Genomic DNA, 18,350 nt, shown 5'->3' with positions numbered 1-18,350 from the left:
CCTTGCGCCCTACCTGAAACCTTTTGCAGCCATCGCTAACGTGGTGTCGAGCATTCTGTTAGCAAAGCCCCATTCATTGTCACACCAGACCAGTGTCTTAATAAGGTGCGCGCCACTGACCCGCGTTTGTGTACCATCAACAATGGCGCTATGCGGGTCGTGATTAAAATCGACGGAGACCAACGGTAATTCCGTATAGTCAACTATATCATGAAATGCACCTTGTGCCGCTTTTTGCAGCAACTGGTTGACTTCATTGGCTTTTACGGGCTTCATCACCGTAACGCTTAAGTCGATTGCCGTGACGTTTATCGTCGGTACCCTCACCGCAATCGCTTCAAAACGATCGTTAAACTGCGGGAAAATTCGGGTGATACCTGCCGCCAGTTTGGTATCGACCGGAATGATCGACTGACTCGCCGCGCGCGTCCGACGCAGGTCAGAATGGTACGCATCAATCACCTGCTGGTCGTGCATCGCGGAGTGAATGGTCGTCACCGTACCGGACTCTATGCCATAGGCATCATCCAATAATTTGATAATGGGAATAATACAATTCGTGGTACACGAAGCATTGGAGACGATGCGGTGGTCCGCGCGCAGTTGATCCTGATTGACGCCAAATACCACTGTGGCGTCGAGATCGTTGCTGCCAGGATGTGAAAAGAGCACTTTCTTCGCGCCAGCGGCGATATGCGCCTCGCCGTGTTCGCGGTTCCCGTAGACGCCCGTACAGTCCAGCACGATATCAACGCCGAGCTCGCGCCACGGAAGCGCCTCAAGCGAAGACTCATGCAGAATGCGAATCGCGTCGTCGCCAACTATGAGCTGCTCGCGCTCCTGGCGAACGTCCCATGCAAAACGTCCATGGCTGGTGTCATATTTCAACAAATGCGCCATGCCTGAAGCATCCGCCAGTTCATTGATTGCCACCACGGTGATTTCCGCCCGACGTCCGGATTCATATAAAGCACGAACCACATTACGTCCGATGCGACCGAAGCCATTAATCGCTACGCGTACGGTCATAGATCTCCTGCAAGGCTATCCCGATTCAGATGTGGCTGACAGAGTAATCCAGCGCATCGTTCAGGGGAACCTTACCTGTCGCAAACTGCGACTGATTGATTATTTGTCGAACATTTAATCGACTGAAACGCTTCAGCTAGAATAAGCGAAACGGGGAATAAAAGGAACGATTGTCCAGACGATTAAGCCAGCTATATGACCTGCATCACATTTTACCCGCTGTAAACGGGGGTAATTATTCCAGTAAACCGTAATAATCATCACACCTTAGCTGGAATAATTTATCATCAGGCGAGACGGTATTCCCCAGTGGCGTTCATCTCCAGTAGTAGACTCGCAGGACGACTTTCGCGCAGCACTCGCTCAACATTCGGTCCGTCTGTGCGTTCGTAAAACGCCTCGGCATCGGCTGGCGATAATCCTCCAGCCAGCTTGCGCCCCACCAGTCGCGCACGCAGGGCCTCCGCTGGCGCGCGAATAAACAGGGAAAAATCGCAGAACGCCGCCAGCGCCCGCCATCTCTCGTCATCCCGCAGCAGCCAGTTTCCTTCCACAATGACAATCGGCGTGCTCACCACAATCGCGTCTTCGACCGGATCGTGTTTTTGCCGATCATATTGCGGCCAGGTTCCTTCGCCTTCTCTAATCTGTCGCAGATTCTGCGCCAGTTTTTCAACGTCAAACGTCTCTGGCGCTCCTTTGTACGCACGCAGATGGTGCGTGTCCAGCCAGTCATTGTAATGATGGAAACCATCCATCGGGAGCGTTTGGATCGCCGGCAAAGAGGGCTCCTGACGAGAAAGCCACTCCCAAAACGTGGTCAGTGTGGATTTTCCGGTCCCGGGCGGCGCACTCAGAAACACAACGGTGCGTCGTCTGGCGTTCGCGGAATGGACGTTCGCCAGGTGCTGTAATAACGGCTTATGAACGTTCTCTATCTCATCATCATGATAATGGGCTTCAACCCGCAACCCGTTGACCATCAGTCCGATTTTCACGGTGTTAATTCCTTTAAAATTGACGTTACCGCCAGCGTCATTGCCGTCTTGACCATTCCGGAAAAACGCACCTCAGACCACGCCGCAAAATCGGCAAATTTCATCGACTCCAGCGCACTATATAAGGTCGTATTGCGGGTAATACTGTTGACGTTGCTGATAAAATCCCAGGTGATGTCATCGGCAAATCCCGGGATCTCATCCCGTTCGCTGACGTACTGATAAAACTGCGAAAAATGCGTAATATCGGCATAAAGCCATTTATCCATTTTTCCCAGCGCATAAATCAGGCGCAGCGCAACGTCAATATCATCAAGCGGCCCACTCTGGGCAAGTAACGGCTTCACTGCATATTCCACAATCTCTTCATCGTTATCGACAAATAGCGACGGCAGAAAGCGCTTAATGCCCTGTAGCAAAATGGAATGTGCCGTCGTCATAAACGAAAGTAAGTTATTTTGAGCATCCAGTTGCTCCAGCACATCGTCTTCTGTCAGCGTCGTCATTTGTTTCCCGATCAATCACCATGAATGCAGAGAGTCTATTATATTACACGTTCGATCCGCGCCGCCGATCAGTAAAGTTTGCGTACGCACCCCCTTTGCAACCTGTTGGATCCCATTCACAAGATCGCCGCCGGTCACTCCGGTCGCGCTGAAGAGGACGTCATGTCCCGCTACCAGTTCGTCGAGCGTATAGATCCGATTGACCTCGACGCCCATTTCCGCGCAGCGCTGGCGCTCCTGGGCGGCGATAAGACGATGCTCTTCGGTGTCGCCTTTCGCTTCACAAAAATCGATTAGCTCGGCCTGCATATCCCCCCCCAACGCTTTCACCGCACAGGCGGAAATCACGCCTTCTGGTGCACCGCCAATGGTATACATCAGGTCATAAGGGTTATCCTGCAAACAGGCCAGAACACTGGCGGCCACATCACCATCAGACAGGGCAAAGACTTTCACCCCCAACTGCGTGGCTTCGGCAATCGCTGGCTGAAGCCGCGGTTTATCCAGCGTGGCCATGCGCAGTCGATCCAGCGGTTTGCCCAGCGCTTTCGCCACCTGACGCAAATTATCCGCCAGGGGCCGCGCCAGGTTAATCACCCCTTTCGCCTGCCGGTTAACAACCAGCTTTTTCATGTACATATCAGGGGCATGTAACAAGCTTCCCCGCGGCGCAAACGCCATCACCGCCAGCGCATTGCTCTGCCCCATCGCAACCATCCGGGTGCCTTCAATAGGATCGACCGCGATATCAACCTCTGGCCCGCTGCCGCTGCCAACCTCTTCGCCAATCCACAGCATCGGCGCGTGATCAATCTCGCCCTCACCAATGACGATGCGCCCGCGAATAGCGATGTCATTCAAGGCCGTGCGCATCGCACTCACTGCCAGTCCATCTATTTTGTTCTTATCGCCGCAGCCGGTTTGCGGCCAGGCAGCCAGCGCTGCCTGCTCCGTGATGCGAAACAGCGGCCATGCCAACGACTTCATGCCGCCGCCTCCCCGATATCCACGCCAAACTGCGCCAGCAGATACTTTTCTGCTTTCTCATTCCAGATTCCGTGTGTCTCCTCCACAAGACGTGCCAGTTCTCTGAATAACGGATCGGTTTTGCCTTTCTCAGCGAAATCAGCAATTGCCGTCAGCGGCATCGTCACACCGTTATAGATAAGCTTCTTGCCGCCTGGAATATCCGGCAAATTCAGAACGGTATCGGGCACCGCATCGAGACCACCAATATGGGTCACCATAAACGATGGCTGAAGCTGCCCCGTCGCACTCAGTGCAATCGCCTCTTTCATGTCCTCAGTGGAACCGCCAGAGGTTCCGACTACGTGAGTGCTATTGTAATGCACGTTGTAGAAATTAAACGGCACCTTGAAACGGCTATCCGTCGGACCGGCAAAGAAGTTCAGACAGCCATCTTCTGCCAGAAGATCGTCAGCCATCTCCACGACGGCTGGCACGGCGGCATAGACAAAAACGTCATCGAACCCGGCTCCGCCCGTTAATTCGCGCAGTTGCGTCGCGGGGTCGGCCATACCGGACGAATTCACATAGGTGAGTTCGATTCCCTTGCGTGCGGCCAGTTCGACCGGCAGGAGTTTTTTAGCCTGCTCCAGACGCGTTTCATCAATATCCACCACCACCACGCGTGCCGGTTGGATCCCGCCGTTAATGGCATAATCAATCGCACCGATCCCCATTGGCCCGGCGCAGGCTAAAAGCGCAATATTGCCGCCGGGCTTAATCCCCATTCGGTGCTTATACACATAAGGCGTCGTATGATAATTCGCCTTATAGGCACCAATGATGCAACACATCGGTTCCGCCAGCGAGGCGGCCGCAAAATAAGAACCGTGGTATGGCAATACGCAACCCAGATTTATCGCAATTTCAGGGATAATCATATACGTGGCATTACCACCGAAATATTCGTAGCTGTATCCTGCGGAATAACCGCTGGGCAATCCCATTGCGGGTTGTAAAACAAAACGTTGCCCTTTTTTATATTTCCCGGTTAAATTTTTACCTACTTCAACAATGATCCCGGCACATTCGTGACCGGTAATCACCGGATGATTTTCCAGATCATCAGGAACACGTTTATGTTCACTGGCTAATGTCGCGGCCTTCCAGGTAGATAAACATACGCTGTCGGAAATCACGCTGACTAACAGTTCATTATCCGTAATTTCAGGTAATTCAAACTCACGGATACGCACATCTTGTTTGCCATATATTGCAGCCACTTTCGTTTTCATATTAACTCCAGGAACCAGAAATGCTAATTCGACGTTAAGTGATTAAATAAATCGTCAAGCAGCGGGTCGCCAATATAATTTTTAATCAACACCAGAGGCTTATGACTGACTCGTTTAACGCGGCCCTCAAGACTGGCGTGCGTCACGATAATATCGGCATCGTCAGGGACATTTTCGATGGCGTAATGTTTGACATCGATAGACAACCCGGCTTTTTCCAGGCGCTTACGAAACGTCGTTGCCCCCATCGCACTGGACCCCATTCCCGCATCACACACAAAGGCGATACGTTTGACATGGCGATATGAAAAACTGCCTTCCTGCTTCATGGCTTTGACAGCTTTGGCGGAATCACTGAACGTCTCTTCACTCTCGGCCAGACCATTTCTTTCCATTTTCAGGATCAATGAGGTGATGATAAAAGTCACTACGGTTCCCGCCGTGACGCCCGCAATCGTGGCCAGGAAAGAGCCTTTTGGCGTCAATGCCAGGTAAGCGAAAATCGACCCTGGGCTCGGACCCGCAACCAGGCCACCGCCTAACAGGTTAAACACCCATGTTCCGCTCATTCCCCCGGCAATCATGCCCACCAGGGTCAGTGGCTTCATCAGCACGTACGGGAAGTAGAGTTCGTGAATGCCGCCCAGAAAATGGATAATCATGGCGCCGGGTGCAGATTTCTTCGCCATCCCTTTACCAAAGAAGGTAAACGCCAGCAGTAAACCTAAACCGGGGCCAGGGTTTGAGGCCACCATGAAAAAGATGGATTTTCCTGTCTCCGAGGCTTGCTGCATTCCCAGCGGATAATAGACCCCCTGATCGATGGCATTATTCAGAAAGAGGATTTTCGCAGGTTCATTAATTAATGAAAGTAGCGGTAGATAACCTGCATGTACCAGTGATTCAATACACTCTTTCACAAAGTTATTGGCAATGAGGACCGCCGGGCCAATGACTTCAAACCCCAGCAGGCACAACATCATTCCGGCAATGCCTAATGAGAAGTTATTAATCACCATCTCAAAGCCTGCGGGAATACGCTGGTCCAGCAGTCGGTCAATGTATTTAATCACCAGACCACCCAGTGGCCCCATAATCATGGAACCGAGGAACATCGGGATATCTGCGCCAATAATCACGCCGATGGTACCGATCCCCCCCATCACCGCCCCGCGCTTCCCACCCACCAGATGTCCACCGGTGGAGCCAATCATAACGGGTAATAAATAGGTAATCATCGGACCGACTATTTTGGCGAAATGCTCATTGGGCATCCACCCTGTCGGAATAAATAATGCAGTAATAAAACCCCAGGCAATAAAAGCACCGATATTAGGGATGACCATTGCAGTCAAAAATCCCCCAAAAGCCTGGACCTTTGCACGAGCAGACTTGTGTTCCATGATAATATCCTGTCGAGGAGAAAATGATTATGCGCGGGCGATAATATCCGCCAGCTGTTTTTCTGATTTAGCAGCAAATAATGCTGCGAGGTTTTCCTCTTCACATAATAGTTCGCTTAAAGCCTGGATAGCGCCGATATGTGAATCGGCATTTGCCGCTGATAACCCAATAAGTAATTTTACGGGTTCGTCATCGTCGGCAAATTGTACTTCCTGTTTAAGTAGCGTTAATGACATGCCTGTTTTTAGCGCGCCGCATTCCGGACGAGCATGAGGCATCGCCACACCGGGAGCCAGAATATAATAAGGACCATTGTTGATCGTCGAATCTTTTATAGCCTGGATATAATTGGCATTCACATAATGATTTGCCAGCAACGATGCCATGGAAAAATCAATAGCTTCCTGCCAGTTCTTTGCCACCGCTTTTATTGAAATAGAAGCTTCAGGAAAATAGTCAATCAACCGCATAAATTGTCCTTATTTTATTTTTAGGGTACAGCGTCTCGCTAAAAACAAAATACGCGTGCGGCAAAATGAAAGCAATCGAGGGGAAAACAGAGACAGGGAAAAGGGGGAATAATTTAAATCATTAAAAAACAACAAATTACAAATAAAAATAAAAATAGCAAGAGCAATTATGTGACTCACATTACAATTTTGGTAATACACAAAATGTCAGTTTTGTGAAGCGGATCGACAATAACCCCTTGCCTGAGTGAAAATAAATACCGTCCCAGATGATAACGGGCCGCCGAAGCGACCCGTTAGAGACTGTTGTAATGATGATTACAGCAGTGCTTTTGCTTTCGCGACAACGTTGTCGACGGTGAAGCCGAACTCTTCGAACAGCAGCTCTGCCGGAGCAGATTCACCGAAGGTGGTCATGCCGACGATCGCGCCGTTCAGACCCACGTACTTGAACCAGTAGTCAGCGATACCGGCTTCCACTGCCACGCGAGCGGTAACCGCTTTCGGCAGTACGGATTCACGGTAAGCCGCATCCTGCTTGTCGAACGCGTCAGTAGATGGCATGGAGACCACGCGCGCTTTCACGCCTTCTGCGGTCAGTTTGTCCCATGCGGCAACCGCCAGCTCAACTTCAGAACCGGTCGCGATGAAGATAAGCTCAGGCTGGCCTGCACAATCTTTCAATACGTAGCCACCGCGCGCGATGTTCGCCAGTTGCTCTTCAGTACGTTCCTGCTGTGCCAGGTTCTGACGGGAGAGGATCAGCGCGGTCGGGCCGTCCTGACGCTCAACGCCGTACTTCCACGCCACGGCGGATTCAACCTGGTCACATGGACGCCAGGTGCTCATGTTCGGCGTGACGCGCAGAGAAGCCACCTGCTCTACCGGCTGGTGAGTCGGGCCATCTTCGCCCAGACCGATGGAGTCGTGGGTGTAAACCATCACCTGACGCTGTTTCATCAGCGCAGCCATGCGTACCGCGTTACGGGCATATTCCACGAACATCAGGAAGGTGGAGGTGTACGGCAGGAAACCACCGTGCAGGGAGATACCGTTGGCAATCGCGGTCATACCGAATTCGCGTACGCCGTAATGGATATAGTTACCGGCAGCATCTTCATTGATCGCTTTAGAACCCGACCACAGCGTCAGGTTAGACGGCGCCAGGTCAGCAGAGCCGCCGAGGAATTCTGGCAGCAACGGACCAAACGCTTCGATCGCATTCTGAGACGCTTTACGGCTGGCGATTTTCGCCGGATTAGCCTGCAGCTTAGCAATAAACTCGTTCGCTTTTGCGTCGAAATCAGACGGCATTTCACCTTTCATACGACGGGTGAACTCAGCTGCTTCCTGCGGGAAGGCTTTCGCGTAGGCGGCAAATTTCTCGTTCCAGGCAGACTCTTTCGCCTGACCGGCTTCTTTCGCATCCCACTGAGCGTAGATTTCAGACGGGATTTCGAACGGCGCGTATTTCCAGCCCAACTGTTCGCGGGTCAGTGCGATTTCTGCGTCGCCCAGCGGCGCGCCGTGGGAGTCGTGGGTACCCGCTTTGTTCGGGGAACCGAAACCGATGATGGTTTTGCACATCAGCAGGGACGGTTTGTCAGTGACGGCACGTGCTTCTTCGACTGCACGTTTGATCGCGTCAGCATCGTGACCATCTACGCCGCGCACAACGTGCCAGCCATAGGCTTCAAAACGTTTAGCGGTGTCGTCAGTGAACCAGCCTTCAACGTGACCGTCGATAGAGATACCGTTGTCATCGTAGAACGCAACCAGTTTGCCCAGCTTCAGCGTACCGGCCAGAGAGCATACCTCGTGAGAGATACCTTCCATCATGCAGCCGTCGCCCATGAACGCATAGGTGTAGTGGTCAACGATGTCATGGCCCGGACGGTTAAACTGTGCAGCCAGTGTTTTTTCAGCGATAGCCATACCGACCGCGTTCGCAATACCCTGACCCAGCGGACCGGTAGTGGTTTCCACACCGGCGGTGTAACCCACTTCCGGGTGGCCCGGAGTTTTGGAATGCAGCTGACGGAAGTTCTGCAGCTCAGACATCGGCAGATCGTAACCGGTGAGGTGCAGCAGGCTGTAAATCAACATGGAGCCGTGGCCGTTAGACAGTACGAAACGGTCACGATCGGCCCAGGACGGGTTGCTCGGGTTGTGGTTCAGGAAATCACGCCACAGGACTTCGGCAATGTCAGCCATACCCATCGGGGCACCCGGATGACCGGATTTGGCTTTCTGTACTGCGTCCATGCTCAGCGCACGAATAGCATTGGCAAGCTCTTTACGTGAGGACATTTTGACTCCAGATCGGATGATGAAGGCCATACCCGCAACGACTTGACGACAGCGCGTTTTGGGCTACGCCGGAAAAAAGTGCCAACAATGTAACCCAAGCCGCGTGTCATGTACATGGAGCATCCTTTTGCCGCTTCAGAAATCTCCGGATCACACTCGCATGTTGCGCAATCTGCTCGCCCGCTTGTTGTTCTTTTCTTTATACTTAGCGAGAGCGCGGATTCATCTGTAAATCGCGCACTTTTAGAACAATCCTCATTTCGTGTGGAAGAAAAAACATGAAGATTCGCGCGTTACTGCTTGCTATGGGCATGGCGACGGTGTTGACCGGCTGCCAGAATATGAATTCCAATGGACTGCTCTCCTCAGGGGCCGAGGCTTTTCAAGCCTACAGTCTGAGCGACACGCAGGTTATCGCGTTAAGCAACCAGGCCTGTACGGAAATGGATGGTAAAGCGACTATCGCGCCAGCCGGCAGCGAGTACGCGAAGCGCCTGAACAAAATCGCCACGGCGCTCGGCGATAACATCAACGGACAAGCGGTCAACTACAAGGTCTACATGGCGAAAGACGTGAATGCCTTCGCGATGGCGAACGGCTGTATTCGTGTCTATAGCGGCCTGATGGACATGATGACGGACAACGAAGTCGAAGCAGTGATTGGCCATGAAATGGGTCACGTTGCGCTCGGACACGTGAAGAAAGGTATGCAGGTGGCGCTGGGCACTAACGCCGTTCGTGCAGCCGCAGCCTCAGCGGGTGGGATCGTCGGCAGCCTGTCGCAATCACAGCTCGGCGATCTGGGGGAAAAACTGGTGAACTCGCAGTTCTCCCAGCGTCAGGAAGCGGAAGCGGACGACTACTCGTACGATTTGTTGCGCAAACGCGGTATCAGCCCGGCGGGTCTTGCCACCAGCTTCGAAAAACTGGCGAAACTGGAAGAAGGTCGTCAAAGCTCAATGTTTGACGATCACCCGGCCTCCGCAGAACGTGCGCAACATATTCGCGATCGTATGAAAGCAGACGGGATTAAGTAACATTCAAGCGTGCCGGATGATGGCGTAAGCGCCTTATCCGGCCTACAGAACTACAAATTTAGTCCGGTGACCGGGCGTTATTGGCGAAGCCAGTTTGAGCCTGGACAGCGCACAGCCACCGGAGCGTACACGGAGTACGTGAGGATGGCGAGCACTGCCCGGGTTCAAAATGGCGAGTAAAATAGCCCGAAACCCGTTACTCGCCTTTCTTCGCTGCCTGAATGTACAGCATCTCCAGCGCCAGCGTTGCCGCCGCCAGGGCGGTGATTTCTGACTGATCGTAAGCCGGCGCCACTTCCACCACGTCCATCCCTACGATGTTCAGATCTTTCAGGCCGCGCACCAGCTTGATGGCGCGATCGGAAGTCAGACCGCCAATCACTGGCGTACCGGTCCCCGGCGCGAATGCCGGATCCAGGCAGTCGATATCAAAGGTCAGATAGACCGGCATGTCGCCGACAATCTGTTTCACCTGAGCGATGATGTCATCAACGCCGCGATCGTTCACCTGGCAGGCGTCCAGCACGGTAAAGCCGTTGTCTTTGTCGAATTCTGTACGAATGCCGATCTGCACGGAGTGATTCGGATCGATCAACCCTTCGTTCGGCGCAGTGTAGAACATGGTGCCATGGTCGAACTCACAGCCATTCGCATAAGTGTCGGTGTGGGCATCGAAATGGACCAGCGCCATTTTGCCAAAGTGTTTCGCGTGCGCGCGCAGCAGCGGCAGCGTCACAAAGTGGTCGCCGCCAAAAGAGAGCATCCGTTTACCGGCTGCCAGCAGTTTCTCGGCGTGCGCCTGCAGTTTTTCACTCATTTCACGCGCGTCGCCAAAAGCGTAAACCAGGTCGCCGCAGTCCACCACGTTCAGACGCTCACGCATGTCGAAATTCCACGGGAAGCGGTTGTGTTCCCAGGCCAGATTCGTTGACACCTGACGGATCGCCGCCGGGCCGTGACGTCCGCCCGCGCGACCGGACGTCGCCATGTCAAACGGCACGCCAGTGATCACCCAGTCGGCATCGCTGTCATACGGCTGGAAATTCATTGGCAAACGCAGGAAACCAAAGGCGTTTGAAACCAGGGAGTTATCGTACTGATGACCTAAGGTGCTCATGGCAAAAACCTCATATTCGTCAATATAAAAAAACCCTCCCGCGTCGTTAGGCCCGACGAGAAAGGGTTTGATTCGTAAACACAGTAATTGAGTAAATTATCGCTGCTTAATTGCCCAGGTTCAAGTCGTCCGGGCATCAGCCATTATTCATCTTCAAGATACGTATAGCCGTACAGACCCGCTTCGAACTCTTCGAGGAACTGCTGCTGCAGCGCATCGTCCAGGCCGGTTTGTTTCACCTGATCGCGGAAGTGTGTCAGCAGCGTTTTCGGATCCAACTGCACATATTGCAGCATGTCCGCCACGGTATCCCCTTCATCCGACAGCTCAACTTCTACACTACCGTCCGGGAAGACAAACACGTCCACCGCTTCGGTATCGCCAAACAGGTTGTGCATGTTGCCGAGGATCTCCTGATATGCGCCGACCATAAAGAAACCGAGCATCGGCGGGTTATCCGGATCGTACTCTGGCATCGGCATGGTGGTCGCAATGCCATCGCCGTCGATGTAGTGATCGATAGCGCCGTCGGAATCACAAGTGATGTCCAACAGAACCGCACGACGTTCAGGTACCTGATCCAGTCCTTCCAGCGGCAGGACCGGGAACAGCTGATCGATCCCCCACGCATCCGGCATTGACTGGAACAGCGAGAAGTTGACGTACATTTTGTCCGCCATACGCTCTTGCAGTTCATCAATGATCGGACGATGCGCGCGGTTTTGCGGATCCAGCTGTTTCTGCACTTCGTGACACATGCTCAGATAAAGCTGTTCCGCCCAAGCACGTTCCTGCAGGCTGAAAGTGCCGGAGGAGTATCCGATGTGGATATCGTGCAAATCCATCTGGCTGTCGTGCAGCCATTCGCGCAGCGAGCGACGGGTGCCCGGCTCGTGCATCTCCTGCCAGGTTTCCCACATGCTTTGCAGCGCGCGCGGCGCGTCGTCAGCCGGAGCAACAGGCACGGTATATTCGTTACGCTCAACGCCGATGATGTTGGACACCAGCACCGTGTGGTGCGCGGTCACCGCACGACCGGACTCGGTGATCACCGTCGGATGCGGCAGACCATTTTCTTCGCAGGCATCGCCAATCGCCCAGATAATGTTGTTGGCGTATTCGTTCAGGCCGTAGTTCACCGAGCAGTCAGACTGCGAGCGGGTTCCTTCGTAGTCAACACCCAAGCCGCCGCCCACATCGAAGCACTGAATGTTGACGCCGAGCTTATGCAGCTCAACATAGAAACGGGCAGACTCACGCACACCGGTGGCGATATCACGGATATTCGCCATCTGCGAACCAAGGTGGAAATGCAGCAGTTGCAAACTATCGAGACGCCCGGCTTCACGCAGCGTTTCCACCAGTTGCAGAACCTGCGTTGCCGCCAGGCCAAATTTGGATTTTTCGCCGCCGGAGGACTGCCATTTGCCAGACCCCTGCGAAGCCAGACGCGCACGCACGCCCAAACGCGGAATGACGTTCAGACGTTCGGCTTCATCCAGCACAATGGCGATTTCCGACATCTTCTCGATGACCAGATAGACTTTATGGCCCATCTTCTCGCCAATCAGCGCCAGGCGAATGTACTCACGGTCTTTATAGCCGTTACACACAATTACCGAACGGGTCATCCCGGCATGCGCCAGGACCGCCATCAGTTCCGCTTTGGAACCGGCTTCCAGACCCAGCGGTTCGCCAGAATGGATTAAGGATTCGATGACGCGACGATGCTGGTTAACCTTGATGGGGTAAACCAGGAAATAGTCACCGTTATAACCGTACGACTCACGCGCGCGTTTGAACGCCGCGTTAATAGAGCGCAGGCGGTGTTGCAGGATCTGCGGGAAGCAAAACAGCGCCGGCAGGCGTTGCCCTTGCGCTTCACGTGCTTTCACCAGCTTAGCGAGATCGACGCGCGCTTCGGGGACGTCAGGGTCCGGGCACACGCTAATGTGACCCAACTCATTGACGTCATAGTAGTTATTGCCCCACCAGGCAATATTGTAAGTACGCAGCATCTTGCTGGCTTCCTGGGAGCTCATTGCAACCTCCTGCATGGAGCGTAGTACACCCTGTTCGCCTGCTGACGAAGGCGAACCCAAAGACATGTCGTCAGACATAGCGAACCTCAAATTTTATTAACAAGTGTAAAACAGTTGACTACTATCGCAATCCGAAGAGGCGATAACAACCCATAAACAGTCGGATTTTCCAGCAGAAAGTGCTGGTACTCCGCCTGCGCGACCGGTTTCTTTTTCATATCATTGTAAAACACGTAACCGAACTTACGTATGACGGTTCGGCGAAACCACGAGAAAACTCTTGTTTCCACAAGAGCGCCCTTGTTCAGTCCTTAGTGCCAGTTACCGGCTCTGGAGTCCTGAGAAGCGCCGAGATGGGTATAACATCGGCAGGTATGCAAAGCAGAGATGCAAATTGTGGAGGACATACGCACACCAGAACGGTGCGACAGATTCAGCAAAATACAACGGTTCATTATCTCTTATCACCTCCATGGTCGCTCCATCAGGAACGCACCCACAAGCCAAAGCTAACGTTTTAACCCGGCTGGAAGTGGCGACACGAAGAAAACGTCGTGTGCTTTTTGTATGAGCCGCGCGCCGCGTTTTATACCGACAACAGAATGAAAAAGCAAAACATAAATGCGCAGATTGTCAGCAGTGTTTGTAAAAATTTCCCCTCATGTTTTCAACATAGTGAGAGCTGATTCAAAAAACAGTGGAAATCGGGTGAAGAAGTGACCTAAAATAGCCATCCAGATGTTAATCCATCCATACCGATTAACACTCAGACTGCCAGTGTCACTAACCTGCAGGCCTTGGTAGAATCTTCTGCTTTGGCTTTTCCGCACAACAGTTTGAGCTAACCAAATTCTCCTTAGGTGAAATAAAACATGGCAAAACACCTTTTTACGTCCGAGTCCGTATCAGAAGGGCATCCTGACAAAATCGCAGACCAAATCTCTGATGCCGTGCTCGATGCTATCCTGGAACAGGATCCGAAAGCGCGCGTCGCGTGTGAGACCTACGTGAAAACCGGCATGGTTTTAGTTGGCGGTGAAATCACCACCAGCGCATGGGTCGATATCGAAGAGATCACACGTAATACCGTGCGCGAGATTGGCTATGTGCATTCCGACATGGGCTTTGATGCCAACTCGTGTGCTGTCCTGAGCGCCATTGGTAAACAGTCTCCGGATATCAACCAGGGCGTTGACCGTGCCGATCCGCTGGAACAGGGTGCGGGCGACCAGGGCCTGATGTTTGGCTATGCCACCAACGAAACCGACGTGCTGATGCCTGCGCCGATCACCTACGCGCACCGTCTGGTGCAGCGTCAGGCTGAAGTGCGTAAAAATGGTACCCTGCCGTGGCTGCGCCCGGATGCGAAAAGCCAGGTGACCTTCCAGTACGACGACGGCAAAATTGTCGGCATCGACGCGGTAGTGCTCTCCACCCAGCATGCGGAAGAGATCGATCAGACGACGCTGAAAGAAGCGGTGATGGAAGAGATCATTAAGCCGGTTCTGCCGACCGAATGGCTGAACTCTGCCACCAAATTCTTCATCAACCCGACCGGCCGTTTTGTTATCGGCGGCCCAATGGGTGACTGCGGTCTGACCGGTCGTAAGATCATCGTTGATACCTACGGCGGCATGGCGCGTCACGGTGGCGGCGCATTCTCCGGTAAAGATCCATCGAAAGTGGACCGTTCTGCAGCTTACGCAGGACGTTATGTCGCGAAAAACATCGTTGCCGCAGGCCTGGCTGACCGTTGTGAAATTCAGGTTTCCTACGCGATCGGCGTGGCTGAACCGACTTCCATCATGGTGGAAACCTTCGGTACCGAGAAAGTGCCTGCTGAGCAGTTGACGCTGCTGGTTCGCGAGTTCTTCGATCTGCGTCCGTACGGTCTGATTCAGATGCTGGATCTGCTGCACCCGATCTACAAAGAGACCGCTGCGTACGGTCACTTTGGTCGCGAACATTTCCCGTGGGAAAAAACCGACAAAGCCGCTCTGCTGCGCGACGCTGCCGGTCTGAAGTAAGCGACCGACATCCATGACGTAAGGCCAGCCTCGCGCTGGCCTTTTTTCTTTACGCCCCGCCAGAAATTCCTCCGCACGCCATTAATTGAAACCGCTTACACCATGGGGTGAAAGTACTCGTTTCAGAATAATCACTTTGCATGTTCTGGCTTTCTCTGCTGTTACATTTTATTTCAGCTAAGTCTTAAATCTACGCAAACGTGATACACCTCAGTTTAATTAATCTATAATTTTCAACTTATTAATGTAAATGACGATAAACGGGCAGTGTAACCGATTACACTTACGTGATAACAATCACATATTTTTGCGGTGTACTCACCTACCCTAATTATCAACAAAACTGATAACCCAAACGGAGGGCATAATGCCTGACAATAAAAAACAGGGGCGTTCCAATAAGGCGATGACATTTTTTGTCTGCTTCCTTGCAGCCCTGGCAGGATTACTTTTTGGCCTGGATATCGGCGTTATTGCTGGCGCATTACCGTTTATCACCGATGAATTCCAGATCTCCGCACATACTCAGGAGTGGGTCGTCAGCTCTATGATGTTCGGTGCAGCAGTCGGTGCGGTCGGCAGCGGCTGGCTCTCTTTCAAACTCGGGCGCAAGAAAAGCCTGATGATCGGCGCGATCCTGTTTGTCGCCGGTTCGCTGTTCTCCGCGGCAGCGCCGAACGTTGAAGTGCTGATCCTGTCCCGCGTCCTGCTGGGTCTGGCCGTCGGCGTGGCGTCTTACACCGCCCCGCTGTACCTGTCTGAGATCGCCCCGGAAAAAATTCGCGGCAGTATGATCTCCATGTACCAGTTGATGATCACCATCGGGATCCTCGGCGCCTATCTGTCGGATACCGCCTTCAGCTACAGCGGCGCATGGCGCTGGATGCTGGGCGTGATTATCATCCCGGCGATTCTGTTGCTGATCGGCGTCTTCTTCCTGCCGGACAGCCCGCGCTGGTTTGCAGCAAAACGGCGCTTTGTCGATGCTGAACGCGTATTGCTACGCCTGCGTGATACCAGCGCAGAAGCCAAACGCGAGCTGGATGAAATCCGCGAAAGCCTACAGGTGAAACAGAGCGGTTGGGCGTTGTTCAAAGAGAACAGCAACTTCCGTCGCGCAGTGTTCCTTGGCGTGCTGTTGCAGGTGATGCAGCAGTTCACCGGAATGAACGTTATCATGTACTACGCGCCAAAAATCTTTGAAATGGCGGGTTATACCAACACCTCAGAGCAGATGTGGGGCACCGTGATTGTCGGTCTGACCAACGTGCTGGCCACCTTCATCGCTATCGGTCTGGTTGACCGCTGGGGTCGTAAACCGACACTGACGCTGGGTTTCCTGGTGATGGCGGCCGGAATGGGGATCCTCGGAACGATGATGCATGTTGGCATCCACTCCCCGTCCGCGCAGTACTTCGCTATCGCGATGCTGCTGATGTTCATCATTGGTTTTGCGATGAGCGCCGGTCCGCTGATTTGGGTGCTGTGTTCTGAAATCCAGCCGCTGAAGGGCCGTGATTTTGGTATCACCTGCTCGACGGCAACCAACTGGATTGCCAACATGATCGTCGGCGCGACGTTCCTGACCATGCTGCAAAACCTCGGTAATGCGAATACCTTCTGGGTTTACGCTGGTCTGAATGTGCTGTTTATCCTGCTGACGCTGTGGCTGGTGCCGGAAACCAAACACGTCTCGCTGGAGCACATTGAACGTAACCTGATGAAAGGTCGTAAACTGCGCGAAATCGGCGCACACGATTAATCTGCCCTTTGCGTCCTCCCCCACGGGAGGACGCCTTCCTCTTGCAGTCCCATCCCTGTCGCACTATTCTCTGCCGTTATGAAAACCGCCCGTCTCCCTATTGCTGTCCAGCAAGCCGTCATGCGTAGTCTGCGCGATAACCTCGCTCAGGCTAACCTGAAGCTCGGCTGCAGCTATCCCGAACCCACGTTGGTGTATCAACAACGTGGCACCTCTGCCGGCACCGCCTGGCTGGAAAGTTACGAAATTCGCCTAAATCCGGTGCTGCTGATGGAAAACGTCGAAGCGTTTATCAACGAAGTGGTGCCGCACGAACTGGCGCATTTACTGGTGTGGAAGCGATTTGGTCGGGTTGCGCCGCACGGTAAAGAGTGGAAGTGGATGATGGAAAGCGTGCTCGGTGTCCCCGCACGCCGCACGCATCAGTTCGAACTGCAATCGATACGCCGCAACACTTTCCCATACCGCTGCCGGTGTCAGGAGCATCAACTGACCATCCGCCGCCATAATCGCGTGGTGCGCGGCGAAGCCACCTACCGCTGCGTCCACTGCGGCGAACCCTTAGTGCCGCTTAAATAACCAGAACTATCAGGAACTTTCCTGATCTGACTGATTGCATCACACATCAACTTTCGTTACGTTGCGGGCTCGCTTTGATACGGAGTTCATGATGTACCGTCCTCTTTTTTTGGCTACCGCCTTTTTTACGGTAGCCCTTTCGGGCCAGACGTTGGCCGCTGGCATTAACAGTTTCTCACAGGCAAAGACCGCAGGCGTCAAGGTTAACGCCGATGTCCCTGGCGACTTCTATTGCGGATGTAAAATCAACTGGCAGGGCAAGAAGGGGGTCGTCGATCTCAACTCTTGCGGCTACAAAGTGCGAAAGAACGAGAATCGCGCCAGCCGAATCGAATGGGAACACGTCGTTCCGGCATGGCAGTTTGGCCACCAACGCCAGTGCTGGCAGGAAGGTGGACGGAAAAACTGCGCCAAAGATCCGGTCTATCGCAAAATGGAAAGCGACATGCATAACCTGCAACCCGCCGTCGGTGAGGTGAATGGCGATCGCGGTAACTTCATGTACAGCCAGTGGAACGGCGGCGAAGGTCAATATGGGCAGTGCGCCATGAAAGTCGATTTCAAAGAAAAGATCGCCGAACCACCCGCCCGCGCGCGCGGTGCGATTGCGCGGACCTACTTTTATATGCGCGACCAGTACAACCTGACGCTATCCCGCCAGCAAACCCAGCTTTTCAATGCCTGGAACAGGCTGTATCCAGTTACCGACTGGGAGTGTGAGCGCGACGAACGGATCGCGAAGATTCAGGGAAACCATAACCCTTACGTGCAACGCGCTTGCCAGGCGCAAAAGAGCTAACCTACACTA

Annotated in this window: 17 protein-coding genes; 5 read left to right on the top strand and 12 right to left on the bottom strand. The window is 53.3% G+C overall.

What is annotated here, in order from left to right:
- Nucleotides 1–9: 9 nt before the first annotated feature.
- The 8 genes from epd to tkt all read right to left on the bottom strand — a co-directional run bounded on the left by epd (nucleotide 10) and on the right by tkt (nucleotide 8,978).
- A complete protein-coding gene (gene epd, locus ACQ0PY_RS04250) occupies nucleotides 10–1,029 on the bottom strand; it encodes an erythrose-4-phosphate dehydrogenase (RefSeq protein WP_042998041.1) in 1,020 nt (339 codons plus the stop codon).
- A gap of 287 nt (nucleotides 1,030–1,316) precedes the next feature.
- Entirely contained in the window at nucleotides 1,317–2,027 is a 711-nt protein-coding gene (locus tag ACQ0PY_RS04245; protein WP_044255644.1) for a nucleoside/nucleotide kinase family protein, read from the bottom strand.
- Nucleotides 2,024–2,533 carry an MltR family transcriptional regulator gene (locus tag ACQ0PY_RS04240; RefSeq protein WP_042998043.1) on the bottom strand — a complete coding sequence of 170 codons (510 nt, stop codon included), beginning with the start codon at nucleotides 2,531–2,533 and terminating at the stop codon, nucleotides 2,024–2,026. The genes ACQ0PY_RS04245 and ACQ0PY_RS04240 overlap by 4 nt, the downstream gene beginning before the upstream one ends.
- 15 nt (nucleotides 2,534–2,548) lie before the next feature.
- Nucleotides 2,549–3,520 carry a class II fructose-bisphosphatase gene (gene glpX / locus ACQ0PY_RS04235; protein WP_090049065.1) on the bottom strand — a complete coding sequence of 324 codons (972 nt, stop codon included), beginning with the start codon at nucleotides 3,518–3,520 and terminating at the stop codon, nucleotides 2,549–2,551.
- Entirely contained in the window at nucleotides 3,517–4,794 is a 1,278-nt protein-coding gene (locus ACQ0PY_RS04230) for a zinc-binding dehydrogenase (RefSeq protein ID WP_109739856.1), read from the bottom strand. Before ACQ0PY_RS04230 ends, glpX begins: the two co-directional genes overlap by 4 nt.
- 23 nt (nucleotides 4,795–4,817) lie before the next feature.
- Nucleotides 4,818–6,197, bottom strand: a complete 1,380-nt coding sequence (locus ACQ0PY_RS04225) for a PTS mannitol transporter subunit IIBC (protein WP_042998046.1) — start codon at nucleotides 6,195–6,197, stop codon at nucleotides 4,818–4,820.
- 27 nt (nucleotides 6,198–6,224) lie between these two features.
- Complete coding sequence (cmtB, locus tag ACQ0PY_RS04220; RefSeq protein ID WP_042998047.1) at nucleotides 6,225–6,668, bottom strand: PTS mannitol transporter subunit IIA; 444 nt, start codon at nucleotides 6,666–6,668, stop codon at nucleotides 6,225–6,227.
- Nucleotides 6,669–6,986: 318 nt separating this feature from the next.
- A complete protein-coding gene (gene tkt, locus ACQ0PY_RS04215; protein WP_042998048.1) occupies nucleotides 6,987–8,978 on the bottom strand; it encodes a transketolase in 1,992 nt (663 codons plus the stop codon).
- A 278-nt stretch (nucleotides 8,979–9,256) separates the two neighbouring features.
- Here tkt and loiP point away from each other — a divergent pair, with 278 nt between their 5' ends.
- Nucleotides 9,257–10,015, top strand: a complete 759-nt coding sequence (loiP, locus tag ACQ0PY_RS04210) for a metalloprotease LoiP (RefSeq protein WP_042998049.1) — start codon at nucleotides 9,257–9,259, stop codon at nucleotides 10,013–10,015.
- A 196-nt stretch (nucleotides 10,016–10,211) separates the two neighbouring features.
- On the opposite strand, the gene speB is transcribed toward loiP, so the two are convergent.
- The 4 genes from speB to ACQ0PY_RS04190 all read right to left on the bottom strand — a co-directional run bounded on the left by speB (nucleotide 10,212) and on the right by ACQ0PY_RS04190 (nucleotide 13,629).
- A complete protein-coding gene (gene speB / locus ACQ0PY_RS04205) occupies nucleotides 10,212–11,132 on the bottom strand; it encodes an agmatinase (protein WP_002434404.1) in 921 nt (306 codons plus the stop codon).
- Between the two features lie 143 nt (nucleotides 11,133–11,275).
- On the bottom strand, nucleotides 11,276–13,252 hold the full coding sequence (gene speA, locus ACQ0PY_RS04200) for a biosynthetic arginine decarboxylase (protein ID WP_042998051.1): 1,977 nt from the start codon (nucleotides 13,250–13,252) through the stop codon (nucleotides 11,276–11,278).
- Between the two features lie 8 nt (nucleotides 13,253–13,260).
- On the bottom strand, nucleotides 13,261–13,392 hold the full coding sequence (gene yqgB, locus ACQ0PY_RS04195) for an acid stress response protein YqgB (RefSeq protein ID WP_043001726.1): 132 nt from the start codon (nucleotides 13,390–13,392) through the stop codon (nucleotides 13,261–13,263).
- Nucleotides 13,393–13,485: 93 nt separating this feature from the next.
- Nucleotides 13,486–13,629, bottom strand: a complete 144-nt coding sequence (locus ACQ0PY_RS04190) for a hypothetical protein (protein ID WP_269460499.1) — start codon at nucleotides 13,627–13,629, stop codon at nucleotides 13,486–13,488.
- 417 nt (nucleotides 13,630–14,046) lie between these two features.
- Here ACQ0PY_RS04190 and metK point away from each other — a divergent pair, with 417 nt between their 5' ends.
- The 4 genes from metK (at nucleotide 14,047) to endA (ending at nucleotide 18,341) form a co-directional block, all read left to right on the top strand.
- Nucleotides 14,047–15,201 carry a methionine adenosyltransferase gene (metK, locus tag ACQ0PY_RS04185; protein WP_046401615.1) on the top strand — a complete coding sequence of 385 codons (1,155 nt, stop codon included), beginning with the start codon at nucleotides 14,047–14,049 and terminating at the stop codon, nucleotides 15,199–15,201.
- A 367-nt stretch (nucleotides 15,202–15,568) separates the two neighbouring features.
- Nucleotides 15,569–16,963, top strand: a complete 1,395-nt coding sequence (galP, locus tag ACQ0PY_RS04180) for a galactose/proton symporter (RefSeq protein WP_042324088.1) — start codon at nucleotides 15,569–15,571, stop codon at nucleotides 16,961–16,963.
- A 78-nt stretch (nucleotides 16,964–17,041) separates the two neighbouring features.
- Nucleotides 17,042–17,542 carry a SprT family zinc-dependent metalloprotease gene (locus ACQ0PY_RS04175; RefSeq protein WP_044255652.1) on the top strand — a complete coding sequence of 167 codons (501 nt, stop codon included), beginning with the start codon at nucleotides 17,042–17,044 and terminating at the stop codon, nucleotides 17,540–17,542.
- A gap of 91 nt (nucleotides 17,543–17,633) precedes the next feature.
- Nucleotides 17,634–18,341, top strand: coding sequence for a deoxyribonuclease I (gene endA / locus ACQ0PY_RS04170; RefSeq protein WP_044263980.1), 708 nt, complete (start codon nucleotides 17,634–17,636; stop codon nucleotides 18,339–18,341).
- The last annotated feature ends 9 nt before the right edge of the window (nucleotides 18,342–18,350 follow it).

The organism is Citrobacter sp. LST-B2 (assembly GCF_057983045.1).
Note: the sequence above shows the minus strand (reverse complement) of the source record. Positions and strands in the feature narration are given on the sequence as shown.